General features: G+C 69.1%; 21 protein-coding genes and 1 tRNA gene. 6 read left to right on the forward strand and 16 right to left on the reverse strand.

Annotated elements, in window-relative coordinates; all coding sequences use genetic code 11:
- The 10 genes from ACT4N7_RS15165 to ACT4N7_RS15210 form a co-directional block, all read right to left on the reverse strand.
- A partial coding sequence (locus ACT4N7_RS15165) for a solute symporter family protein (protein WP_444829362.1) occupies positions 1–1,357 on the reverse strand: 1,357 nt, incomplete at its 3' end.
- A complete protein-coding gene (locus ACT4N7_RS15170; protein WP_444829452.1) occupies positions 1,354–1,644 on the reverse strand; it encodes a DUF485 domain-containing protein in 291 nt (96 codons plus the stop codon). The genes ACT4N7_RS15170 and ACT4N7_RS15165, both read right to left, overlap by 4 nt.
- Positions 1,645–1,956: 312 nt before the next feature.
- The gene (locus tag ACT4N7_RS15175; protein WP_444829363.1) at positions 1,957–3,747 is read right to left on the reverse strand and encodes a sodium/solute symporter; all 1,791 of its coding nucleotides are present in this window, start codon (positions 3,745–3,747) and stop codon (positions 1,957–1,959) included.
- A 31-nt stretch (positions 3,748–3,778) separates the two neighbouring features.
- Positions 3,779–4,177, reverse strand: a complete 399-nt coding sequence (locus ACT4N7_RS15180; protein ID WP_444829364.1) for a hypothetical protein — start codon at positions 4,175–4,177, stop codon at positions 3,779–3,781.
- Complete coding sequence (locus ACT4N7_RS15185) at positions 4,174–4,983, reverse strand: LytR/AlgR family response regulator transcription factor (protein WP_444829365.1); 810 nt, start codon at positions 4,981–4,983, stop codon at positions 4,174–4,176. The genes ACT4N7_RS15180 and ACT4N7_RS15185 overlap by 4 nt, the downstream gene beginning before the upstream one ends.
- 115 nt (positions 4,984–5,098) lie before the next feature.
- Complete coding sequence (locus ACT4N7_RS15190; protein ID WP_444829366.1) at positions 5,099–5,971, reverse strand: S49 family peptidase; 873 nt, start codon at positions 5,969–5,971, stop codon at positions 5,099–5,101.
- 32 nt (positions 5,972–6,003) lie between these two features.
- Complete coding sequence (locus tag ACT4N7_RS15195; protein ID WP_444829367.1) at positions 6,004–7,302, reverse strand: GAF domain-containing sensor histidine kinase; 1,299 nt, start codon at positions 7,300–7,302, stop codon at positions 6,004–6,006.
- Positions 7,303–7,335: 33 nt separating this feature from the next.
- On the reverse strand, positions 7,336–8,199 hold the full coding sequence (locus ACT4N7_RS15200; RefSeq protein WP_444829368.1) for an Fpg/Nei family DNA glycosylase: 864 nt from the start codon (positions 8,197–8,199) through the stop codon (positions 7,336–7,338).
- Positions 8,200–8,240: 41 nt separating this feature from the next.
- A complete protein-coding gene (locus ACT4N7_RS15205; RefSeq protein ID WP_444829369.1) occupies positions 8,241–8,678 on the reverse strand; it encodes a DUF983 domain-containing protein in 438 nt (145 codons plus the stop codon).
- 128 nt (positions 8,679–8,806) lie between these two features.
- Positions 8,807–10,375 (reverse strand): sigma-70 family RNA polymerase sigma factor, encoded by a 1,569-nt coding sequence (locus ACT4N7_RS15210; protein ID WP_444829370.1) that lies wholly within the window; start codon positions 10,373–10,375, stop codon positions 8,807–8,809.
- Between the two features lie 225 nt (positions 10,376–10,600).
- Here ACT4N7_RS15210 and ACT4N7_RS15215 point away from each other — a divergent pair.
- A tRNA-Gly gene (locus ACT4N7_RS15215) sits at positions 10,601–10,676 on the forward strand.
- Positions 10,677–10,889: 213 nt separating this feature from the next.
- Here ACT4N7_RS15215 and ACT4N7_RS15220 read toward each other — a convergent pair.
- The 3 genes from ACT4N7_RS15220 to ACT4N7_RS15230 are packed head-to-tail and all read right to left on the reverse strand — an operon-like array spanning position 10,890 to position 14,221.
- Positions 10,890–11,189 carry a YiaA/YiaB family inner membrane protein gene (locus ACT4N7_RS15220; protein WP_444829371.1) on the reverse strand — a complete coding sequence of 100 codons (300 nt, stop codon included), beginning with the start codon at positions 11,187–11,189 and terminating at the stop codon, positions 10,890–10,892.
- A 44-nt stretch (positions 11,190–11,233) separates the two neighbouring features.
- Positions 11,234–12,823 (reverse strand): Eco57I restriction-modification methylase domain-containing protein, encoded by a 1,590-nt coding sequence (locus tag ACT4N7_RS15225; RefSeq protein ID WP_444829372.1) that lies wholly within the window; start codon positions 12,821–12,823, stop codon positions 11,234–11,236.
- Between the two features lie 9 nt (positions 12,824–12,832).
- Positions 12,833–14,221, reverse strand: coding sequence for a DUF2252 domain-containing protein (locus ACT4N7_RS15230; protein WP_444829373.1), 1,389 nt, complete (start codon positions 14,219–14,221; stop codon positions 12,833–12,835).
- Between the two features lie 249 nt (positions 14,222–14,470).
- Between ACT4N7_RS15230 and ACT4N7_RS15235 the strand changes: the two genes are divergently transcribed.
- The gene (locus ACT4N7_RS15235; RefSeq protein ID WP_444829374.1) at positions 14,471–15,565 is read left to right on the forward strand and encodes a DNA cytosine methyltransferase; all 1,095 of its coding nucleotides are present in this window, start codon (positions 14,471–14,473) and stop codon (positions 15,563–15,565) included.
- On the opposite strand, the gene ACT4N7_RS15240 is transcribed toward ACT4N7_RS15235, so the two are convergent.
- From ACT4N7_RS15240 to msrA, 3 genes are all read right to left on the reverse strand, one after another.
- The gene (locus ACT4N7_RS15240) at positions 15,566–16,501 is read right to left on the reverse strand and encodes a hypothetical protein (protein WP_444829375.1); all 936 of its coding nucleotides are present in this window, start codon (positions 16,499–16,501) and stop codon (positions 15,566–15,568) included. It abuts the gene before it with no gap.
- A gap of 13 nt (positions 16,502–16,514) precedes the next feature.
- Positions 16,515–16,751: a helix-turn-helix domain-containing protein gene (locus ACT4N7_RS15245; protein ID WP_444829376.1), complete on the reverse strand. Its 237-nt coding sequence runs from the start codon at positions 16,749–16,751 to the stop codon at positions 16,515–16,517.
- 524 nt (positions 16,752–17,275) lie between these two features.
- Entirely contained in the window at positions 17,276–17,938 is a 663-nt protein-coding gene (msrA, locus tag ACT4N7_RS15250; protein ID WP_444829377.1) for a peptide-methionine (S)-S-oxide reductase MsrA, read from the reverse strand.
- 115 nt (positions 17,939–18,053) lie between these two features.
- Here msrA and ACT4N7_RS15255 point away from each other — a divergent pair, with 115 nt between their 5' ends.
- The 4 genes from ACT4N7_RS15255 (at position 18,054) to ACT4N7_RS15270 (ending at position 24,107) form a co-directional block, all read left to right on the forward strand.
- Complete coding sequence (locus tag ACT4N7_RS15255; protein WP_444829378.1) at positions 18,054–18,926, forward strand: hypothetical protein; 873 nt, start codon at positions 18,054–18,056, stop codon at positions 18,924–18,926.
- Positions 18,927–19,049: 123 nt separating this feature from the next.
- Entirely contained in the window at positions 19,050–20,234 is a 1,185-nt protein-coding gene (locus tag ACT4N7_RS15260) for a flagellar basal body protein FliL (RefSeq protein WP_444829379.1), read from the forward strand.
- Complete coding sequence (locus ACT4N7_RS15265; protein WP_444829380.1) at positions 20,227–22,830, forward strand: glycosyltransferase; 2,604 nt, start codon at positions 20,227–20,229, stop codon at positions 22,828–22,830. The genes ACT4N7_RS15260 and ACT4N7_RS15265 overlap by 8 nt, the downstream gene beginning before the upstream one ends.
- Positions 22,827–24,107, forward strand: a complete 1,281-nt coding sequence (locus tag ACT4N7_RS15270; protein WP_444829381.1) for an alginate O-acetyltransferase AlgX-related protein — start codon at positions 22,827–22,829, stop codon at positions 24,105–24,107. Before ACT4N7_RS15265 ends, ACT4N7_RS15270 begins: the two co-directional genes overlap by 4 nt.
- Positions 24,108–24,174: the final 67 nt, after the last annotated feature.

Below are 24,174 nucleotides of genomic sequence, written 5' to 3' on the forward strand. Positions count from 1 at the left end.
CACCGTAGATGCTCCACAGCGCGCCGGAGGTGTTGAACCGCCTCCAGAACAGCGAGTACAGGATCGTCGGCAGGTTCGCCGACGCCGCCACCGCGAACGCCAACGCCACCAGGAACGCGATGTTCTGCCCATTCGCGAAGATGCCACCCACGATCGCCACCGCGCCGATCACGACCGCGCCGATCCGCGCGACCTTGACCTCCTGCTCCTTGTCGTCGACCACACCGCGCTTGATCACGTTCGCGTAGATGTCGTGCGCGAACGAGGCGGACGCGGTGATCGTCAGCCCGGCGACAACCGCGAGGATCGTCGCGAACGCGACCGCGGAGATCAGCCCGAGCAGGATCGGCCCGCCCAGCGCCTCGGCCAGCAGCGGCGCGGCCGAGTTGACCTTGCCGGGCGCGTTCTGGATGGCCGCCGGGCCGACGAGCGCCGCGGCGCCGTAGCCAAGGACCAGCGTGAACAGGTAGAAGATGCCGATCAGCACGATGGCCCAGACGACCGAGCGGCGCGCATCCTTGGCCGTGGGCACGGTGTAGAAGCGCATCAGGATGTGCGGCAGACCGGCCGTGCCCAACACCAGCGCGACAGCCAGGGACACGAAGTCGAGCTTGCTGAGCCCGGTGGCGCCGTACTGCAGGCCCGGCGACAGCACCTTCTCGCCCGCCTTCGGGCTGTTCTCGACGGCCGCGCCGAGCAGCGTGGAGAGGTTCATGCCGTACTTGCTCAGCACCCAGACCGTCATCACCGCCGCACCGCTGATCAGCAGCACCGCCTTGATGATCTGCACCCAGGTGGTGCCCTTCATCCCGCCGATCAGCACGTACATGATCATCAGCGCGCCGACGACCGCGATCACGATGGACTGGCCGACCTTGTTCTCGATACCCAGCAGCAGCGCGACGAGACCGCCCGCACCCGCCATCTGGGCCAGCAGATAGAAGAACGAGACCGCGAGAGTGGACGTGGCCGCCGCGGCGCGGACGGGGCGCTGCCGCATGCGGAACGCGAGAACGTCGCCCATCGTGTACTTGCCGGTGTTGCGCAGCAGTTCGGCCACCAGCAGCAAGGCGACGAGCCAAGCCACGAGGAAGCCGATCGAATAGAGGAAGCCGTCGTAGCCGTACAGGGCGATGGCGCCCGCGATACCGAGGAACGACGCGGCGGAGAGATAGTCGCCGGAAATGGCGATGCCGTTCTGCGGGCCGGTGAACGCGTGGCCCGCGGCGTAGTAGTCCGACACGGTCTTGTTGGTACGGCTGGCGCGGAAGACCACCACGAGGGTGATCGCCACGAACGCGCCGAAGATGGCGATATTGAGCGCGGTGTTCGACTCCGCGGCCTGGGCGAGGGTCATCGGAGGTCGTTCTCCAGTTCGTGCCGGATCTTCTCGGCCAGCGGGTCGAGGTGGCGGTCGGCGTGACGGACGTAGAGGAAGGTGATCAGGAACGTCGAGACGAACTGGAGCAGGCCCAGGACCAGGCCGACGTTGATGTTGCCGACCAGCTTGGTCGCCATGAATCCGTGCGCGTAGTCGGCGAGCAGGACATAGAGCAGGTACCAGGCCAGGAAGGCCCCGGTCATCGGGAAGACGAAGCGGCGCAGTCTGCGCTTGAGTTCGCGGAAGTCAGCGCTCTCGTGCATTCGCACCCACTCGTCTTCCTCGGTGCTGGTGGACACTGTGACCCTCCGTAGGTGATCGGCCCGTAGGTGATCGGCCGCGTGGCGAGACGGTAGGTATCCGGTCTGGTGCGGCATCCGACCGTTCGGGGTGAAATCGCCAGACTGTCGAGTGATGCGACGAGCGGTTGGCTCTGTATTACGAGTCACGAAACCGTATTCGGAGCCGAGATGTAGCTCGGTCAGGTGAATTGCGAAATTCCCGATCGAGAGCGACATTACGGATTGTGTAGATAATTCGGCGTCGGCGGCGACTAGCAGATAGCCACGATCAGGTCAGCGGCGGTGTCGGCCATTGGCCAGGCGCGTGCGCTCCTCGGCGGTGCCGAACCGGGCGATGTCGCGGTCGCGGATGAAGCCCAGCCGGTCGGGCGCGTGCATCCGCATCCTGATGCGGTTGGTGTCGGCCGGGATGTGCCGCTGGGTCGCCTTGCTCATGATGATCACGGCCAGGAACGCGGCGGGCACCGTCACCAGCGCGGGCTGCAGGAAGAACGCGGGCGCCCAGTTGCCGGTGTACGCGCTGATGATGTTGAGGCTCAGTGCGGCCAGCACCAGGCCGCCGCCGACCAGCATCCCCGCCGCCGCGCCGATCCAGGTGATCTTGCGCCACCAGATGCCGAGCACCAGCACCGGGCAGAACGTCGACGCGGCCAGCGCGAACGACATCCCGACGCTCAGCGAGAGGTCCGAGCGCGGCAGCGCCAGCGCGATCGCCAGTGGCACACCGCCCGCGATCGCGCTGGCGAAGCGGAAGTCGCGCACCCGCCCGGGCAGCACGTCGGTGGACAGCACGCCCGCCACGCTGACCACCAGTCCCGACGACGTCGACAGGAACGCGGCGAACGCGCCCGCCGCGGTGACCGCGCCCAGGATCTCGCCGAGCAGGCCGGGCGCGATCTTCATCGGCAGCGCCAGTACCGCCGCGTCGGTCCGGCCCATGACCAGCAGTTCGGGCACGTAGAGCCGCGACAGCGCGCCGAGGATCATCGGGAACAGGTAGAACAGCCCGAGCAGCAGCAGCACGTGCAGCGTCGTGCGGCGGGCGGCGCGGCCGTCGGGGTTGGTGTAGAAGCGCACGAGGACGTGCGGCAGCCCCATGGTGCCCAGGAACAGGGCCACCATCAGCGAGTACGTGGTCAGCAGGTCGCCCTTGCCGGACACCGGGCGCAGCCAGCTCGCGTTGTCCGGCGGCGTGCCCTTCACGACCGGCACCGCGGACCCCGCGGTGAACCGGAGCTGGGTCTCGGCGCCGACGGTGTGCGGCCCGGCGCCCCAGTAGACGACGCCCTCGGCGGCCGCGTTGTCGACGTTTCCCTTGACCCACAGCCAGACCGGCTCGTTGACCGTGAGCACGACCGGCGTCTCCACGTCGACGACCGCGTCGGCGGTGAAGCGTGGCGCCAGCGGCGCCGAGAGTCCGGTGGCGCCGACGCCCCGCGCGCCGCCGTCGCCGACGAACAGCGCGCACAGCACGAACGTCGGCGCGGCGATCGCGAACAGCTTGAGCCAGTACTGGAACGCCTGCACCACGGTGATCGCGCGCATGCCGCCGCCGAACACGTTGACGATCACCACCACGGCCACCAGCGCGGCGCCCACCCAGGTCGGCACCGAGGGCAGGATCTGCTGGATGGTGAGCCCCGCGCCTTGGAGCTGCGGCACCAGGTAGAGCATGCCGATGAACACCACGAACGCCGTGGACAGCCCGCGCAAGCCCCGCGAGCCCAGCCGCGCCTCGCAGAAGTCGGGCAGCGTGTACGCCCCGGACCGGCGCAGCGGCGCCGCGACGAACAGCATCAGCGCCAGGTAGCCCGCGGTGAAGCCGATCGGGTACCAGAGGGCGTCGGCGCCGTCCTTGAGGATCAGCCCGGCCACGCCGAGGAACGACGCGGCCGACAGGTACTCCCCGGAGACGGCGGCGGCGTTGCGCCGCGACCGGACCGTGCGCCGGGCGACGAGGAAGTCCTGGGTGGTGCTGGCGAGCCGGGAGCTGCGGAACCCGATCGAGAACGTGGCGAGGCCGACCAGCAGGATGCCTGCCACCGCCCACAGGTTCAGTTCCAAGGCGCCCGGGTCTCTTCTGTCGTGGGAACGCCTACTTCTCGACCATGTCGACGAAGTCGCGCTCGTGTCGCTCAGCCAAGACGTTGTACCAGTACCCGATGCCGAAAAGGAGGGGGAAGGGCAAGATGCCCAGCAACAACCACGGCAGCGCGACGCCCGCGACGGCGATTTCGGACATTCCGGGCAACAGGAAGAACAGCAGCGGCAGGCTGCCGAACAGCAGGATCACCAGCGCGGCGAGCCAGGCCGCGGTGCGGAACTGGGTGCGGATGAACCCGCGCACGACCTCCTCGGCCCAGCTCGTCTGCTGCTCCAGCTCGATGACCGTGCGCAGCACCGTGACCGGCGCCCGCGAATCGGCCAGCACGACGCGCTTGCGGCGCGGCTGGGTGGGCGGGTCCTGGTAGCCGCCTGCCGAGTGTTTGCTCACGGCCCGTTGCCTCTGACCAACCGGTCCTTGAGCTCCCGGGTGTGGCGCCTGCTGACCGGCAGCACCTTCTCCTCGTGGCCGATCACCACCGAGTAGCCCGAGCCACCCATGCGCAGCTCGGTGATCAGCGAGATCGGCACCAGGTAGGAGCGGTGGATGCGGACGAACCCGGCCTTCTCCCAGCGTTCCTCAAGCTGCGCCAGCGGGATGCGCACCAGGTGGGAGCCGTCGAGGGTGTAGAGGCGGGCGTAGTCGCCCTGCGCCTCGACCCAGCGGACCGCGGCCCGCGACACCAGTTTGGTGGTGCCCGCCAGCTCGACCGGGATCACCTCGTCGTCGCGCTGCTCGGGAACCGCGGCGGCGGACTGTCCGCCGTTCTGGTGGATCTTGGCGAGTACCCGCTCCATGGCCTTGTCCAGCCGCGGCTGCTCGGCCGGTTTGAGCAGGTAGTCGACCGCGCCGAGGTCGAACGCGGCGACCGCCTCCTCGCTGTGCGCGGTGACGAAGACCAGGACCGGGGCGGGCTTGAACCCGGCCAGCACCTTGGCCAGCTCCATGCCGGTGAGCCCGGGCATCTCCAGGTCGGCGAACACGACGTCGACCACGGGCAGGCCCGCGTCCTTGCGGGCGGCGAGTTCCGAGTCGTCGCCCGCGAGTTCGAGCAGTGCCTCGGTCGCGTCGAACGCCTGCAGGATGCGACGGACATGTCGGTTGCCGTTCAGCAGCTCGACCAGTTGGGCCATGCCGGACTTCTCGTCATCGACGGCGAGGACGACGAGACCTGGGGTGTTGTTCGCGGTACTCACGGTGAGTGCATCTTGCCGATTGCGCGGCCCGCCTGTCCATGGTCAATCCAGAGGCCAACCGACCAGGTGACGACGGGCGGCAGAATGTGACTCTGCGTTCACACCTTGGCCGACGTCACAACCCGAACCGGGACCAAGCCGCCCGCGTCTCCAGTGCCTCCATAGCGGCGAGTACACGGTCCGGCATGGTGAGGGCGACCCCGGACCCGCCGCCGACGCCCAGCCGGGCCAGCACCGTCCGCTTCGGCTCGGTAACCGACACCTCCGCGTCCGGGAACCGCTGGGCCACGACCGCGCGCAGGCTGCCCACGCCGTCGATGAGGCCCAGGTCGACCGCCTTGGCGCCGGTCCAGACCTCGCCGGAGAACAGCTCCTCGTCGGTGCCGACGAGCTTGCCGTCGCGGCGCTCGCGCACCCACCCGACGAACTGGTCGTGCAACTGGCCCTGCAGGTTCGTCAGCCAGGCCACGTCGTCGGGGTTCTCCGGCTGGAACGGGTCGAGCCGGACCTTGCGGGTGCCCGCGGTGTGCACGCGCCGCTCGACGCCGAACCGCTCCAGCAGCCCGGCCAGCCCGAACCCGGCCGTGACCACCCCGATCGACCCCACCAGCGACGACCGGTGGGCGTAAATCTCGTCGGCGGCGCAGGCCAGCCAGTAGCCGCCCGAGGCGGCCACGTCCTCACAGAAGCCCAGCACCGGCACCTGCCGCCTGTCCGCCAGCTCGCGAATCCGCTCGGCCACCAGCGCGGACTGCGTCGGCGCGCCGCCCGGGGAGTTGATCGCCAGCGCGACCGCGACGAGCCGGTCGTGGCCGAACGCCCTGGACAGGGCCGACTCCACGGTGTTGATGTTGATCGTTCCGCGCGCCAGCGGGGACGGCGTCGGGCTGATGACCCCGTGCAGCTTCACCACCGCCACCACGGGCGGTCGGTCGCCTCGGTCGCCGAACCGGGGCAGTCGGGCGGCCAGCCTGTCGGTCACGCTCATACCGACCAACATACGTGCCGCTCGGCGCGACCTCAGGGGGCGACGGCGGCGGGCGGGGCCGGTGGCGGCACCGGCCCACCCGGCCCGTCCATGTCCTCCTCGTGGGTGGAGAAGTCGGGCAGGTCGGGGCGCACGCCGGGGAAGAACTTGGGCACCCGCAGGGTGATCTTCATGCCCGCCCCCGGCGCGGTCTCCACCATCAGCGCGTACTCGTCGCCGAAAACCTGCCGCATGCGCTGGTTGATGTTGCCGACGCCGACGTGGGAGCCGGTCTTGTGCGAGTCGCGCAGATCCTCGAAGAGCCGGTCGGCGTCCATCCCTACGCCGTCGTCCTCGATGACGATCAGCGCCTCCGCGCCGTTGTCGTGGGCGAACACGCCGACCGTGCCGCCGCCCGGCTTCTTCGCGATGCCGTGCTGCACGGCGTTCTCGACCAGCGGCTGCAGCACCAGGAACGGCACGACGACCGACTGCACCTCCGGGGCGATCCGCAGCCGGACGTTGAGCCGCTCCTTGTACCGCGCGCACTGGATGGTCAGGTAGCGGTCGATATTGCTCAGCTCGTCGGCCAACGTCGCGAACAGCCCGGAGGTGCGGAAGGAGTACCGGGTGAACGCGGCGAAGTCCTGCAGCAGCTCGCGGGCCTGCTCGGGGTCGGTGCGGATGAGCGAGGAGATGGTGTTGAGGGTGTTGTAGATGAAGTGCGGGGATATCTGCGCGCGCAGCGCCCGGGTCTCCGCGCGGGCGAGCTGCTGCTTGGACTCGTCCAGCTTGGCCAGTTCGAGCTGGATGCAGAGGAACCTGGCCACCTCGTCGGCGGCCCGGATCAGCCGCCTGCTGTCGACCCCGCCGACGACGATCAGGGCGCCCTCGACCTGTCCGTCGATGATCAGCGGGACGATGACCGCGGTGCGCATCGGGCAGCTACCGCGGCGGCGGCACGGCAGGTTCTCGTGCTGGACGTGCGCGCGCTGGCTGCGCTGGACCGCGCCCACGATCGGCTCGGCGAGGTCGTCGTAGTGCTCGTTCGCCTGTCCGTCCCACGACAGCAGGTTGCCCTCGGCGTCGGAGATGCCTATCGCCACGCACTTGAGCATCTCCAGCAGGTGCTGGGTGGCCTCGTCGGCGGCGTGTCCGGTGAGCCCGTTGCGCAGCTCCGGCGCGGCCTTGGACAGCCGCTGCACCGCGTCGAGCACGGCGTCGTGGACCGAGGCCGACTTGCGCGGCCTGCAAAGCACCACGAACAGCCCGAGGACCACCAGCGTCGCGACTACTCCCACGAACGCGCGTTCGGTCAACAGCTCGGCCACCGTGCCATGCTCCCGTTCCACCGAAGGTGTGACAAGAATAGGTGGCTGCCGCCGCTACTTGAGCAGTCGGGACATCCGCCGGTCGGCCAGCGGCTTCCCGCCGGTCTGACAGGTGGCGCAGTACTGGAACGACTTGTCGGCGAACGACACCTCGCGCACCGTGTCCCCGCACACCGGGCACGGCAGGCCGGTCCGGGCGTGCACCCGCAGCCCGGAGCGCTTCTCCCCCTTGAGCCGGGCCGCGTCCTGGCCGACGGACCGGTCCACCGCGTCGGTCAGCACGGTCCGCAGCGACGCGTAGAGCCGGTCCATCGCGTCGTCGTCGAGCCTGCCGACGGTCGCGAACGGGGACAGTTTCGCCGCGTGCATGATCTCGTCGGAGTAGGCGTTGCCGACGCCCGCGATCACCCGCTGGCTGGTCAGCGCGGTCTTCAGCCGCTCGGTGCGGCCCTTGAACAGCTCGGCGAACTCGTCGCGGGTCACCGCGAGCGCGTCGGGCCCGAGCGTGGCGATCTGCTCGATCGCCGTCGGGTCGTCCACGATCCACACCGCGAGCCCCTTCTTGGTGCCCGCCTCGGTGAGGTCGATCCCCGGGCCCTGGCCGGGCGGGCCGAGGTGCACGCGCAGCGCCAGCGGCCCCTTGCCCGGACGCGGCGGAGCGGCCGACATGGTGTCGACCCAGCGCAACCAGCCCGCGCGGGCGAGGTGGGTGACCAGGTGCAGACCGTCGCAGTCCAGATCCAGGTACTTCCCGTAGCGGTTCGCCGTGGTGACCTGGCGGCCGTGCAGCGCGGTCCACGGCGGGCTGGCCGTCTTGAGCACGCTCAGCGACGCCACGTCGACGCGCGCGACCGTGCGGCCCACGGCGTTCTCGCGCAGGTGGTGGGCTAGGGCCTCGACCTCGGGCAGTTCCGGCACGGCTCCAGTGTTGCCGCTGGACGCCGCCCTGTCATGCCCGATCACTGGATGGGCTTGAGCACACCCTCGTAGCTCGGCTGGGTGTCCTGGCTGATGGTCTTGGCGATCTTGGCGATCTCGCTGCGGGCGGTGAAGTACCCGCGGACCGTGCCCATCCACCGCTCTTCCGGCCCGCCGTCGCCGTCGTCGCCGGTCTCCGCGACCAGGGTCCACGGCCTGCGCAGCGCCCAGCGGGCCGGGAAGAACAGCGCGAGCAGCACCAGCAGCAGCACCAGCCAGATCGGCACCACCACGTCGATCGGCGTCCAGGTGACCAGGACGATGGCCAGGATGCTGATGAGCACGATCATCACGATGCCGGGCACGTACCCCGCGGCCACGTCGTGCTCGAAGTCGTCCTCGGTGGCGGGCGTGCGCCACTCCAGGGTGCCGTGCACGGTCCACAGGCGGCCGTTCACGTCACGGGTCTGACGTGTCATCTTCCACCCTTCGGCGCGGGTAACCGGGTCACCACATTCAGTCACTACACCGAGGGCTACGTTACCCCCTCGGCACTGGACCGCGCGGGTGAACTACCCGTCGATCGTCCCACCGACAGGGTAGTTGATCAACTGGCGACGATGCTGGTCGGTATCGTGGCCGACCCCGGTGAGCTGGGCTTCTCCACCGCGGGCAGGGTCGGCGACGGGCTCGGCACGACCTGCGCGTACTCACCCGCGGGTTCGGCCCGCGGCGAGTAGTACGTGGTGCGCTCGGTCGTCTGGGTCAGCACGGTCGTCTGGTTGGCCGCGTTGACCTTGGTCTGCGTGGTGGTCTCGCTGACCACCTCCCGGTCGTCGTAGACCGACCACTTCCACTGGTAGGAACTCTGCTGGAAGACCACCGGCTGGTTCTCGTCGTACGTGCTCACCGGGGACGTCTCGATCCGTGCCGCCGGCTCCGACTGCGTCTCGGTCCCCGGCTCGTTGATCGCGTCGGTGGTGCGCGGCTGCGGCGCGAACGTGCCGCCCCGGTTCCGCGGCTCCGCGTCCAGGATGGGCGCCCGCGGCGGGGTCGTGGTCTCGGCGACCGACTTGGTCGGCACGGCCCCGCCGTCGGACACCACCGGCGCGGTGCTCGTGGATTCGCCGGTGATCACCAACTCGGGGGCGCCGTCGAAATCGTCGAACGCGGCGGTGTCGTCGGTCGACCCGCCCCACGGCACCAGGGCCAGTCCGAACGCGCCGACCGCCGCCGCCGACGCGGCCGCCAGCGCGACCTGGACCTTGGCACCGGCCAACAGCGCCTTCGCGCTCACGCTGAACCCCGCAGCCGCGGGGGCCGCCGCGGCGCCCGCCTGCCACAGGGCCACCCCGGCGACGGGGGCGGCGAGGTAGGCGGCATGCGCGCGCAGGCCGGAGCAGACATCCTGCAATTCGGCGTGCATCGTGGTGCACGACCCGCAGGTCGACAGGTGGGCGCGGACCTTGCGCCGCTCGGTGCCCTTGATGCTGCCCGCGGTGTAGGCGCCGAGCTTCTCCAGCACCGAGCGACAGCCGGTGGCGCCGCGGTCGACGGTGAGGTGGGCCTGCAGGTAGGCCGCCCGCAGGCCCTGCCTGGCGCGCCGGGCCAGCGCGGCGGTGGCGTTCGGGCTGAGGCCGAAGTTGACCGCGACCACGGCGGGGCGCTCACCCTCGACCTCCACCTTCCACAACACGCTGCGCCAGCGCTCGGGCAGGCTGGTGAACGCGCGGGTGATCAGGTTGCGCTCGGTCGACTGGCCGCTGGTGTCGGGATCGGCGCCGACGCGGTGGTTCAACTCCTCGTCGGACACGGGCACGTCGCGCCTGCGGCCGTTCCACTCCCACGCCACCCGGCGCGCGACGATCAGCAGGTAGCCGCGGACATTGTCGACCGGACCGGAGCCGCGGCGGATGGCCTGCAACACCCGGAAGAACGCCTCCGCGGTGAGGTCTTCGGCCTCCGCGCGGTCGTTGACCAGGCCCAGCGCGAGCCTGCGGACAGCGGCGGAGTGCCTGCTGAACAGCTCGCCGAACGCGGCGTCCTCGCCGGAGCGCAGTCGGAACAGCAGGGCTCGGTCTTCGGCGGCAGCAGTGGCCTCGGGCGACTCGGCGATCTCCGACGGCACCTCTTCGTCGCGACGCCCGCCGAACGCAGGCCGGTGGATCCCGGTCATCCGGCCCGGTACCTCCTCCTGGCCGCCGTGACAATGGTGAACAAGATGCCACATCCGGGTATCCGGCGGTCGATAACCGTGAATAACGTTTACAGGCACCGCCGAACGTCCTAGTCCGTTTGGTCGACGCCGCCTGTTCACCCAGCGTGACGCCCGAACAGGCCCACCATGACGGGGCACCGCGGACATCGGATATAGTTGCCGAGCACCGGGAAACCGGGGCGTGCGGACGTGGCGCAGCTGGTAGCGCATCACCTTGCCAAGGTGAGGGTCGCGAGTTCGAATCTCGTCGTCCGCTCCACTCTGGGTGACCCGTGTTCGCGGAGTGCGCGAACTGGGTCGTTTCGACATTTCATCTGGGGGACGATCCCCCAGACCCCCACGGTGCGGTCTCTCGCGATCCAGCGGGTTCGCTCGCCTGCGGCTCGCATCGAGTACGTAACCAACGGCAGGGTCGCCCACGGTGCGAGTGGAGCGGGGTTGGCGCTTTGTGCCGTGAGGGGGTCCGGGGGTGTTAGAGGGTGGGGGCTTTGAAGGGGTCGTGTTCGGCGATGAGTTTGTCCATCCGGGCGCGGTCGAGTCTGCTCGCCACGGCGGCGTCCTCCTGCCGGTCCCGGATGACCTTGGCCAGGGTGAACGACGAGGTCACGGCGTAGAGGGCACCTAACCCCAGGAAGGCCCGAATCCAGGGATCGACCGGCAGCAGCGCGATGCCGACGGTCACCGCGATGAGGGCGATCGAGAAGGACAGCGCGGCCTGGGCGAAGAACGCGGCCGTGGTGGGCGAGGGCGGGGTCTTGGTCTGCGTGGTCATGGACAAGAGCATGGATCCGCGCGCTGAGCAGGGCATCCGTAGGTCTACTCAATTTCGCCAAATGCTTTGCGCACGGCGGCGTCCAGCCGCGGCAGCAGTTCGGCCCGGTCGGCGGCCGACGCCTCCGCCAGCGTGCGCGCCAACGCCACCACTTGCTGAGCTGCCCGCGCCCCCGGGTCCGGCACGGGCAGCCGCGCGACGTACTGGGTGATCCAGCGGCGTCTGCCCGCGTAGAGCCGGTTGCCGCACACCTCGTCGTAGAAGCGGGTGCCGAACGCCGAGTTGGCGACCCCCAGCACGAGCTGCGCCAGGTCGTCGCCGCCGAGTTCGGGCACGCTGATCCAGTAGCAGTCGCCGTTCACCACGGCCCCGCTGCGGTCGACGGTGAACCGCGGCAGCGGGCTGATGTCCGGGAAGACGATCTTCGGCGCGCGCCACAGGGCGGGCCGCTGCGGCACCCAGATCTCGAACCACTCCCGCCCGGCGTCGGTCAGGTACCGCCGCCCGGCCAGCCGCGCCCGGTGCAGTTCGAGGTACGCGGCCGCGCGCGGGTGGTCGGCCAGGTTGACGACCTGGCGGTTGGGGAGATCGAGGTACGGGTAGAGCACGCGCGCCCGTGGCGGCCCCGGCGCCACCCAGGCGTGCACGTCCGCGTGAGTGAGCAGGGGGCGCAGCAGCTCGGGCTCCGGGGTGTGCGCGGGCGGCAGCGCGTCCCAGTGCTCGCCGATGAACACCGGGTCGGCGGTGGTCTTGATGCCGACCCGGATGCGCGCCAGCTCGCCCAGCGTCTTCCACGTCCGGTCGGCCACGCGCGCGAACCGGCGCTCGCGGTCCGGCGTGCTCAGCCGCCACGGGTGGCCGCCGCCGTGGGCGAGGGTGCCGACGGACACCTCGAACGCGCGCCCGCCGACCGCCACCCGCGAGTCGCGGTCGGCGGTGAGTGCGGCGAACAGCTCGCCCGCCGGTGCGTCCACTTTGGACTCGTACGCGCTGGCGTAGCGCGCGGGGCGGGGCTGTCCGTCGCGGACGGCCACGACCACCGCGGGGAGCACCGCGGCGTCGAACAGCCGGGTGTCGCCGAGGTCGTACACCTCATGCACGGCGAACCGCGAGGTCAGCAGCTCGCGGACGTTGCCGCCCGCCTTGGTGGTGAGGAAGCGGTTGGAGCAGAGCAGCCCGAAGACGCCGCCCGCGCGCAGCAGCCGAGGCACCATCGCGACGAACGGGTGGGTCAGATCGATCCGGCCGCGCAACCCGAACCGCGCCGACAGGTGCGCCGCCTGCCCGTCCAGGAGTTGGGTCCGCACATACGGGGGGTTGGTGATCACCACGTCGAACGAGCCCGCGGGGAGTTCGTCGCCGAACTCGGTGAAATCGCCCGGCTCGATCACCGCCGACGGCAGCCGGTCCCTGGCCACCTCGACGGCGTCCCGGTCGAGATCGAACCCGACCAGCTCGGCGTCGGCGTGCAGCAGGCGAATGGCGGCCAGCAACTCGCCGTCGCCGCACGCCGGGTCGAGCACACGGATAGGCCGATCCCCCACCGCGAGCGACACCCGCTCGGCCAGAAACCCCGCCAACCCCACCGGCGTGTAGTGCACCCCCAGGCGCTTCCGGCGGTCGACAGGCCCCACCTGGCGATCTTAGGCCGCGTCCTCGATCAACGCCCGCACCCGCCCGGCCCGCACCGCTTCCGCGAGTTCGGCGTGGTCGGCCTCGGTGCGGTCGGCGTAGTCGACTGCGTACTTGGCGAACGCCTCGTCCAGGTCGTCGCCGTCGGTTCCGCAGTAGCCCGCGAGCAGCCGCGGGTCGACCGAGCGGGTGTGCGCGCGGGCGAGCAGCGCGCCCGCGAACCGGCCGTAGTCGTCGAGGTGGTCGCGCTCCAGCGTCGTGGCGTCGATCTCGCCCTTGCGGTTGCGGAACTGGCGCACGATGTAGTGGCTGCCCCGCACGGTCGTCCAACCGAGCAGGATGTCGGTCTCGGCCTGCACCAGGCGCGCGCCGTGCACGATCCGCTTGCCCTCGTGCTTGGCCGGGTCGCCCGCCAGGTGCGCGGCGAGCGCCGACGGTCGGGCCTCCTTCACCTGCAGCACCAGCGCCTCGTCGCCGTTGCCGTGCAGCAGCACGAGGTAGTTCCGCAACCCCACACTCCCCGTCCCGACGACGCGGAAGGCCACGTCGGAGACGCCGTAGCGGGTGATCAGGATCCGCCGGGACTCCCGCAGCGTGTCGACGTACTCGGGCAACGCCCCGATCACGGCGTCAGCGGTGTCTTCGGAGACCGCGGTGAGCACCGGCGGTTCGGGAACGAACCGCCACCGCTCGTCGGCGCCGCGGTGGGTCCACTTGGCGGCGAGTCGGGCGCTGGTGTTCTTGCGGGCTTTCTTGGCGGCCTTGGCGAAGTCGTCCAGCAGGGCGCCCGCGTTGACCTGGGTCAGCACGGACTCGTCGCCAAGGGCCGTCCAGGATTCGAGGAACGGCTGCTGCGCGAGGTGGTCGATGGTGCGCCGATAGGACAGGACCACGTCCTCGGCAGCCTCGCGGCAGCCCTTCTCCGACACCCCACCCTCGCGGCCCGCGAGAACCAGGCTGACGGCGAGCCGCTTGAGGTCCCACTCCCACGGGCCGGGCAGTGTCTCGTCGAAGTCGTTGATGTCCATGACGATCCGGCCCTCGGGCGTCCCGTACAGCCCGAAGTTGGCGACGTGGGCGTCGCCGCACAACTGGGCGTCCAGGCCGCTGCGGGGGCTCGCCGCGAGGTCGCCCGCCATGAGCCCCGCACTGCCCCGGAAGAACGCGAACGGCGAGGCCAGCATGCGGCCGACGCGCAACGGCGCCAGGTCGGGCAGTCGGCCTTCGTTGCTCGCGTCGACGAAGTCCACGACCGACGGCCGGTCTTTCGCGAGCACGCACTCCCTGTGCGCCTGGTGGCTCGTGTACTCCCGCAGGGCATGCCCGCGCGCGTACACCTCCGCAGGCTCGACCCATCGACCCATCACCGCGGCGGTCCGCGCCCGCGTGCGTTCACCCATACGAGCCATGATGCGCCCCCAGCCAACCCCCCGATGCGTTGATTCGCTGGACGCCGGTCTCCGAATCAAGCGGCCGACGTCCGCGGTGAGAGCCGGACGACGAGTTCGGCTTCGAGCGCGTCGGCCAACCGCTCCAGGACCGGGATGGTCGGCACAGTTCCGCCCGCAACTGGCCGCGCGGTAGCCTGATCAACGCGCCTTAGCCGTCGATCATGGCCACTGAAACTCAAGCCGTAGGGAGACAATACGTTGAAGGGTGACACCGACCATCTCACAGCGGTTGACGCATTCTCGGGCGCTGGAGGGTTGAGCCTCGGGCTAAGAAACGCCGGGTTCGACATGCGGTGCGCCTTCGACACCGACATCGAGGCAATCACCAGCTACTGCAAGAATATCGGTGAGCACGGTTTCCAGGCTGACGCAACCACCGTCGATCGAGATTGGATTATCGAGCGCGCCGGACTTAACGATGATCTCGCTCTCTTTGCTGGCGGACCTCCGTGTCAGGGATTTTCGAAACAGAAACGAGGCGCACATCTCGGGGACAAGAGGAATAGTCTCGTCTTAGAGTATCTGCGTCTCGTTGATGAACTCAAGCCGCGATCATTCTTGCTTGAAAACGTAGCCATGTTGGCGCAGGTACGTGGCAAGCATCTAGTAGAGCGGTTCCACGGCTTGGTCGACTATGAGCTGACCGGTCACTTCTACATTGCGGCCAACTATGGTGTTGCTCAAACGCGAGAGCGGTTCGTGCTAGTTGGAATTAGGCGAGACCAACCGGGCAGCTTTGTTGTGCCGAAAGCCACCACTTCCCAATGGCCTACAGTTGGTGAAGTAATTGGCAATTTGCCGGAGCCGCCGAACGATTACAGCGAGCACCCGGAGTACCCGAATCACCAGGCCGCGCGAGTCACGGCCATCAACATCGAACGCTTTTCGCATGTCCCCCAAGGGGGAGGGTGGCGGGACATTCCATTCAACCTTCGCCTGCGCTGCCATCAGGTCGTAGATACCACCAAGGGTGGTTGGCCAGACGTGTACGGGAGGCTTCGATGGGACGGGCAATGCCCGACCATCACGGGCGGTTTCGACAGTTTTACACGAGGAAGATATGGGCATCCCAAGGTCGACCGACCGCTAACCCCTCGTGAAGCTGCTCGCCTACAAGGTTTCCCAGACTCATTCGCCTTCTCAGGAACTCGGCATCACGTCAGGCATCAGATCGGGAATGCGGTGCCAGTTACCTTGGCGGAAGCAATCGGGGGCGAAATGGCCCGCGCGTTGCGTGGCGATTCAGCCAAACGTCCGCAGGACGTCGACACTAGTGACATGATGCTGTTCTGATCATTCAAGCAAGTAAGGTAGATCCTCTGTCAGAAGGTGGCCATACGGTCGAACCAACGGCATTCCAGGACAATTTCCAGCAAGGTATGAAGCTGGAGGATCCAGGTAGTACATGCCTTCGAGTTGAGCAATATACTTCTGATAAAGCGCGATTGTTCCAGGAACAAGCGTCTCCTTCAATCCCCTGCCTGGATACTGGCCGTCTATTTCTTTGATCTTGGCGTCGTTAACTGTGTTAGTTTCGTTTACCACGCAAATTATGGTGCGATAATCGCCAGGGCGTGCTGTTTCAAGTATTCGAGCATGCACATAAGCCTGGGAAATCCGTTCGCGGGTCGATATTTTCGTCGGCACAACGAGACAGGGTCGGCCGTTGTTTGCCTCAAAGGTAAGATCGACCTTGATTTTCTCGTAACCACCCGGAACTGGTAACTTTACTTCTGAGCCGACATCCCGCCCAGACAGATTGCCGATCAACGCGCCGGTAAGTATCTCGAAATAGGTACCAGCGAGCCCATTTGAAGGTTTGAATAGGTCAACGGCGGCAGCCCAAGACATTACAGCGGAATAGCAAAGGGCATTAACTCTCACTGCGTCAAGGTATATGAGCCGACCTTGGGACCGACTACTTGCGACAGCTTCTAGGAGTTCGCTCCAGCCCGAAATAAACTCGTCAGGATCGAAGATAAACTGATCCGTATTCACTGCCCGAGAAATTCGCGCCCCAGGCTCATCCAGGATGAAAATAGAATATCTTCTCGCACCCCTACCTGTCCATGCAAACGGTCGAACCGTCGAGTGCTCACGCAACAATTTGAGTGATCCAGCGCTAAATTTTCCGATAGTTTGCAATATTTCGACTGGAGCTGTGCGTCGCGATTTCTTGAGGTTCTCAAAGTCTGCCAGCAATCGGGCAATAGGCATATCAACCGTCACAGTTATTGTTAGGTCACGAAAGGCCGCGAAAGATTTCCTCAATCGACACGCCTATGGCATCGGAAATCGCGAACACTTTGTCGACGGACACCGAATGCCGAGCATTTTCAATGTCTACATAGAAGGATCGGTCCATGCCAGCGTCATGCGCGACTTGCTCTTGCGTCAGACCTTGGTCGGTTCGGATCCGCCGGAGTTGCACAGCGAAGGCCCTGCGTCGCAACTCGATCTTGGTTGGGTCGCCAGGCACACAATTACGATACGGATTGTCACCCTGTGTGTCTGTAGGAAATATCCTACATTGAGTACTATTTCTGCACCAGTTGTGAGCAGGCGGACCTCGACATCCTCGCGCTCGCATGCTCATCGAAAGGCAACCAATGGCACGAGCACTGCCCTATGTATAGGGTTTGGTCGTCACGCTACTTCGCGGCGGTAGTGGCGATCTAATAGCCGCGGAAACCGAATTGTCGGACACCATAGGTATTCGTCAATGTAGTCGGCGGCAACGAGGTCGACCCCGTGGAACAGGGGCATGCCCCACGGCTCCGGCAAAGTCGTAGATCACATGGTCATGGGCGGATTCCGAGCCGTATAAGTGGTGGTCGGGTGAAGTCGCGTGCGGCCGCGATGTTGGTGTCGCCCGCGAGCCGCGGCCTCGGCCCCGACTCCCAAGAAGCCTGACCGTTGCCCGCCAAACGGGGCAACCGCGTGGCACCTCCGGGCCGCTCCGGCGGATGGGAGGCCCGCTTCGCGACGTGACTCCGGGAACCGTCAGTCCTCACGCATGCCCAAGCCGCCCGGGCAACTCACGCCGGTGCCGCCCATGCCGCAGTAGCCGTGGGGGACTTTGTGGAGGTACTGCTGGTGGTAGTCCTCGGCGTAGTAGAAGGGGCCCGCGGCGGCGACCTCGGTCGTGATGGTGCCGTGGCCCGCGCGGGTGAGGGCCCGCTGGTAGCTCGCCAGGCTCTCCTCGACGGCCGCCTTCTGGGCCTCGTCCACGTAGTAGATCGCTGAGCGGTACTGGGTTCCCGTGTCGTTTCCCTGGCGCATGCCCTGGGTGGGGTCGTGGCCTTCCCAGAAGATCTTGAGCAGGGCCTCGTAGGTCACCTGAGCGGGGTCGTAGACGACCAGGACGGCCTCGGTGTGGCCGGTGCGGCCGGAACAGACCTCCTCGTACGTCGGGTTCCGCGTGTGCCCGCCCACGTACCCGACCGCCGTCGAATAGACGCCGGGGACCTGCCAGAAGACTCGCTCCGGCCCCCAGAAGCAGCCCATCGCCAGCACCGCGGTGCGCAGGCCGTCGGGGAACGGCGGCACGATCCGCCGATCCGGGTGTACCGCGTGCGTGGTCGGCACGGGCAGCGGGGTCGACCGCCCCGGCAACGCCCGCTCCGGCTCCACGATCCGACTCTTGTCCCGTCCGAACAGCGCCATGCCCCCACTGTACGAGCCCGGCGCGCACCGTCCGAGTTTTGCAAGAACCTGGTAACAACTCGGCACGAACCAAGGGAAGATGGAGCGGAATCCGACCAACCTGGGAGATCAACCGATGGAGTGGCAGGAACGCCTGCGGGAACTGGACGCGCGGGAGGCGGCAGGCGAAGTGTCGGCGGCGGACCACCGGCGCCTGCGGGACGAGATCCTGGCCCAGGCGTCCAGCCGGGTCTCGGTTCGGCAGGCCGCGGGGTTCGGGGCCAAGGCGCCCGTCCAGCACGCGCCGCTGACCAGCGCACCTATCCCGCCCGCGCGGATCGCGACCGGTCAGGAGTTGGTCGAGGGGTCGGCGATCTTCGCGGGGGCGCGGGAGGGCAGGCGCACCCGGGTCGTGCTGGTGGTGCTGGCCGTGGTGGTCGTGTTGGCGGCGGTCGGGGGCGGAGTCTGGTGGTACCTGCAGCGGTCGGACGAGCAAGCGCCCGCGGCGCAGCAGACGCAGGCAACGCGGCCGGGGCTGAGTCTGGACCGGCTGCCCAATCCCACGCAGAACCCGCTGACGACCACGGGCACCTTCAGCGTCGACCAGGGGCTCGCGGCGAAGCTGCTCAAGCAGGAGGAAGTCGACTACCTGACCAACGGCGCCACCCAGCAGGTGTTCTTCCGGGCGGCGGCCGAGGACGAGCTGTCCTACCAGATGTTCCTGTTCCAGACTCCGGGCCAGGAGGGGGCGACCGTGGTCAACTCAAGCATCATCGCCGTGGGCAAGGAGGGCAGGCTGGTGGACGCGGGCATCTCCGGCCTTCCCGCCGGGGTCACCGCCACGAAGGCGACCGAGGTCGGGCTGGTCCAGGCGTCCTATGTCACCGACGGCGGAACTGTGCGAATCATCATCCTGCAGAACGGCACCCGTGACGACGCGAAGCTCACCGACGCGCTGCGGCGGACAGTGGTACTGACAGCTCGGTCGCTGCCCGCGCAGTCGAGCTAGCAGCGGTAACGCAAGGTCACGAGTTGGCCTCGACACCGGACGACCACACGGTGCGGTGCAGAATGTGGCGGGTTCGGCCATGCCACGGGAGCGGGGCCGCGGCGACAGGGAAGGGGGCCAGGGTTGTCCTGGCAGGAGGAACTCCGCAAGCTCGACGAGGAACTCGCCACCGGCCGGATCTCGGCCGACGACTACCGGGTCCGGCGAGACCAACTGCTTTCGTCCGCGGCGGGCACTGGCGGCCCAGCGCAGGCCGGACCTCCCAGCCCGGCGGAGAGCACACAGTTCATCGCGCCCACCCCGGCCGCCCCGCCGCCGCCGAACGTCGAGCGGACGCAGGTCGTGTCCGACCAGGCCGACAAGACCCAGATCGTGCCCGCGCGGCCGCCTGAGGGCACCGAGCGCACCCAGATCGTCGGCGGCAACTGGCAGAGCACCCGCCCGCGCAACGAGAGCGACGCCGAGCGCACCCAGATCGTGCCCGGCGTGCCGCAGCAGAGCGGCCAGTACCCGCCCGCGCCCGGTTACCGTCAGCCACCGCAGTCCTGGAACCAGCCCGACGAGAACCTGGCGCCGCCGTGGGCCGGGTCGGATTTCCCGCCGCTCGCGGCCGGTGGGAGCCCGGAGTGGATCCGGCAGGGGCCGGAACTGTTCGAGTCGGGCGGCTCGGGCAAGGGCAGTCGGATCGCGGTGATCGCCGCCGTGGTGGTCCTGGTCGCGGGGCTCGGCGTGGGGGCGTTCTTCTTCTTCAATCGCGACGGCTCCACCGACGCGCAGCCGCCGAACACGACTGCCCCGACGAGCACCAGCGTGGCGCCGACCACGACGGTGCGGCCGAAGGACGACCTGGAGGTCGCCGAGCTGCCCGGCAAGCGGGAGCCGACCGACCACATCCTGACCTTCGCCGACGCGGAGCAGAGCGGGTTCCTCACCCCGGACGAGATCGCGTTCTACAAGACGGCGGAGTCCGGCAAGTGCAGGCTGATCGTCTCGCGGCTGCCCGGCGACGTGAACGCGTACATCTTCACCACCAAGGCGGCCACGCCCGAGGCGGCGGTGATCGCGGTCCAGGGTCTGGCGCAGTTGCAGCTCAAGTTCGGGATGGCCGCGCGCCCCACGGCGCCGACCGGCGTCACGACCGCCGAGGTGGACAAGGCCGAGGGCAGGCCGGCGACGTTGCGCGCGCATTACCTGCACAAGGGCACCATCGTGCGTATCCAGATCTACGGTGACGACCTCGCCAAGGTGCAGGAGGCGTTCGACAAGGTGATCGAGGAGCAGCTCACGGCCCTGCCGGTCGATGCCTGAGGGCAGGCGCTCGGCGGTCGGGTGCACGATCACGACGCGCGGCGGGATGCCCGCCGCGCGGGTTCTGGCGCGGACCTACTCGGCGCACCACCCCGACCACGACTTCCTGGTCGTGGTGCTCGACGCCGCCGGTGACAGCGTCGAGCACGGCTACCGGGTCGTGGGCCCGGGCTGGCTCGACCTGGGCCGGGCCGAGTTCCTGCGGATGGCGACGTGCTACGACGCGGGCGAGTTGGCGGCGGCGGTGCGGCCGCGGCTGCTGCGGCACCTGCTCGCCGAGTACGACGTGGCCGTGTTCATCCAGCCAGAGAGCAAGGTGTTCGCACCGCTCCCCGAGGTGGTGGTGGCCGCCCGCGCGCACGACGTGGTGCTGACGCCGCGCCTGCGCGAGCCGCTGCCCGCGGATGGCAGGCAGCCGGACGACGCGGCCCTTCCCGGCACCTACGACGTCGGTTTCCTGGCCGTCGGGCAGGGCGCGAAGTCCTTCCTCGACTTCGTGGCCGAGCACGAGCGGCTGCCCGCCGACGCCAAGCAGACCGGGTCCGCCGAGCAGCGGGTGCTCGACCGCGCCGCGGCGCTGTTCGGGCACGCCGAGCTGCGCGAACCGGGGTTCGCCGCGGCCTACTGGAACGCGCACGAGCTGGCCGAGGGCACACCAGTGCCGCTGTTCCAGTTCGTCGGACACGACCCGGGGACCCCCTGGCTGCTCAGCACGCACTGCGTCGACGACGCCCGTGTTCTCCTGTCCGCCGACAGCGCGCTGCGCGAGCTGTGCGCGGACTACCGGACGGATCTCCAGGCAGCCGACAGCGAGCCGTACCGGTTCGCCGCGCTGCCGGACGGGACCGAGCTGACGCCGGTCATGCGCGAGCTGTTCCGGGAGGCCGACGACGCTCCCCCGCACCCGTTCGGCGACGACCTCGGCGCGGGTTTCCGCGACTGGCTGAGTTCGGCGGAGACCCCGCTGGCGGCCGCGGCCGGGCTGAACCGGCTGGTCACGGGCCTGTGGCGGTCGCGGGTCGACCTGCAGGTCGCGTTCCCGCAGCCGCACGGCGCGACGTTTCGCGAGTGGTGTCGCACGCACGGCGTCGCGGAGGGCGAGGTGCCGTCGTGGGCGGCGCCCCGCGAACCTGCCCGCCCCGCGCGCCCGGTGGCCGAGTTCGGGGTCAACCTCGCCGGCTACCTGACCGCCGACCTGGGGCTCGGCGAGATGGGCCGGGTCGTCCACGACGTGCTCCGGCACGCGGCCGTCCCGATCGCCGCCGTGGTCGAGGAACAGGCACTGACCTGCGGACTCTCGCTCGCGGCGCCGAGCACGACGGGGCGGCCGAAGTACCCGGTCAGCGTGCTCGCGGTGAACTCGGACTACACGAAACTACTGCTCGACAGCTACCCGGAGGTCGGGCACGGCCGCTACCGGATCGGGTTGTGGGCGTGGGAGCTCGAAGAGTTCCCTGACTGGCTGCACAGCGGGTTCGATCTGGTGGACGAGGTGTGGACGGTCAGCGAGTTCTGCCGCCGGTCCATCGCCGCGCACTCGCCGGTGCCGGTGAAGGTCATCCCCGTGCCCGTGCCGGATCCCGGCGAGGTGGTCCGCCCCGAGCGGCGCCCGGGCGACCCGATCCGGTTCCTGTTCGCGTTCGACTTCAACAGCACCGCCGCGCGCAAGAACCCGGACGGGCTGGTCAGCGCGTTCCAGCGGGCCTTCCCCGGCCGGGCCGACGTGCGGCTGACGATCAAGGCGACGAACAGCGGGCCGCACGCGGCCGCCGCCGAGCGGCTGCGCACCGCGATCGCGGACGACAGCCGGATCGAGCTGATCGACCGCTACCTGAGCACCGCGGACTTCACCGCCCTGTACGCGACGAGCGACGCCTACGTCTCGCTGCACCGCAGTGAGGGGTTCGGGCTCACCGTGGCGGAGGCCATGATCCGCGGCCTGCCCGTGATCGCGACCGCGTACGCGGGCACGGCGGAGTTCTTCGGCGAAGGTCTCGGTTGGCCAGTGCCGTACCGGATGGCGCCGGTCGGCCCCGGATCGCCGCCCTACCAGGCGACCGCGCTGTGGGCAGATCCTGATCTCGACGCCGCCGCCGCCGCGATGCGTGCGGTGGCCGACGACCCGGCCGAGGCGGCTCGACGCGGCAGCGCCGCGCGGGCCCACCTGCTGCGGACGCGGACGGTCGAGGCCGCCGCCGAGTGGATGCGGCGGGAACTCGACGCGGCCTACCGCGCGTGGCGCGAGCGCCCGGCCGACCGCAACGCCGACCCCAGGCACCGCGCGGCCGACCCGGTGGTCCGCGCGCGCGAGGCGCTGCACTGGCGGGCCGACACCTCGACGCCGTCGCGGGTGCCGTTCGCAGGCGGGTTGCGCAAGGCCGTGCTGCGCGCGATCGACCACTACGACGTGCACCAGCGCGAGGTGCTGGGCGTCGTGGTGGACGGCATGGCGGAAGCGCTCGACGCGGCGGGCACGCGCACGGACTCGCTCGAAGCCGACACAGACCGGAGAATGGTGGCCATGGCCGCGCAGCTCGACCGGATCGAGCGGCTGGTGCGGTCACTCGGCGCGGACGAGGGGGCGAGCGGGCCTTGACGCGAACCGACGAACCGGACACCCTGCCGCCCATCCACGAGGCGTGGCTGCCCCGCGAGCATTCGCTGCATCGGCCCCGGCATGGCGGCAGGCAGCGGCTCGCGCTGTTCTTCGCCGCGGTGTTCTTCACGACGCCGCTGGTCGCGCTCGGTTTGGGCGTGCGTCCGCCGGAGATCGAGAACCGGCCGCTCGCCGCGTTCCCGAGTCCGGCGGACGGCTGGAATTTCCTGGGCAACCTCAGCCCCTGGGCGACCGATCACCTGGCGTTCCGGCACAACGCGATCGGCGTGGCCGACGCGGTCAGCCGGTCGGTGTTCGGCGAGCCGCCCGCGCTCGGCGGCGGCAACCAGTCGGCCCAGCCGGACATCTTCGGGTCGCGGAAGGAGATCAACGACATCGCCATCCCGTCGGTGATCGAGGGCAGGGACGGGTGGCTCTACCTCGGCGACGACGTGGTCAGCCGGTGCAAGCAGTCGATCGCGCTGGAGGAGACGCTCCAGCAGCTCCGCACACTGCGCGACGGGGTGGTGGCGTCCGGGCGCGAATTCGTGCTGGTCGTGGCGCCGGACAAGACGACGGTCGTGCCGGAGAACCTGCCGGACACCTTCGTCGGCCAGGACTGCGCGCGGCGGGTGTCGGACAACCTGTGGCGGCTGCTGACGGCCGAGGACTTCGTCGTCGACCTGCGCGACGAGCTGCGCACCGAGGGCGCGCGGCTGGGCAAGCCGGTGTATCCGCCGCTCGACGCGCACTGGGCCGACGAGGGCGGCGTGGCCATGGCGCGCGGCCTGGCCGAGGCGGTGACCCCGGGGGTCAGCACGACGTGGCAGGTCACGCCGCGCGAGACCTGGCGGGTGCCCGCCGACCTGCCGCCGCTCATCGGCCGCGCGGGCAACATCGACGGCCGGTACTACGCGCTGCGGCCGGACGGCGGGTGGGACCAGACCCGGGTGCTGCCGCAGGATTTCAGCACCCCCGTGCGGCTGGACACCGCCGTCGGGCCGGGCACCGTCGAGCCCAAGGCGGGCCTGCTCGGCGACTCGTTCAGCATTCGCGCGCTGCGCTACCTGGCCGCGTCGTTCCGCGACCTGACCGTGCTGCACTACGGCAAGGTGGATCGCGACGGCGGTCGGGCGGCCGGGCGGATGCTGGCCGAGAACGACGTGGTGATGGTCGAGATCGTGGAGCGCACGCTCGCGTCGGGCAACACCATCCTGCTCAAGCCCGAGGTGGTGGCCGGGATCGTCGGGGAGCTGTCGGCCCGTCCCGTGCGGTAGCGGGCCGAGCGCAGGTTCTAGACTTCGCGGCGAATGGCGGGAGCTGCCGCTGAAAGAAAGTCGATGG

The sequence above is a fragment of the Actinokineospora sp. genome, assembly GCF_052390155.1.
GTDB lineage: Bacteria > Actinomycetota > Actinomycetes > Mycobacteriales > Pseudonocardiaceae > Actinokineospora.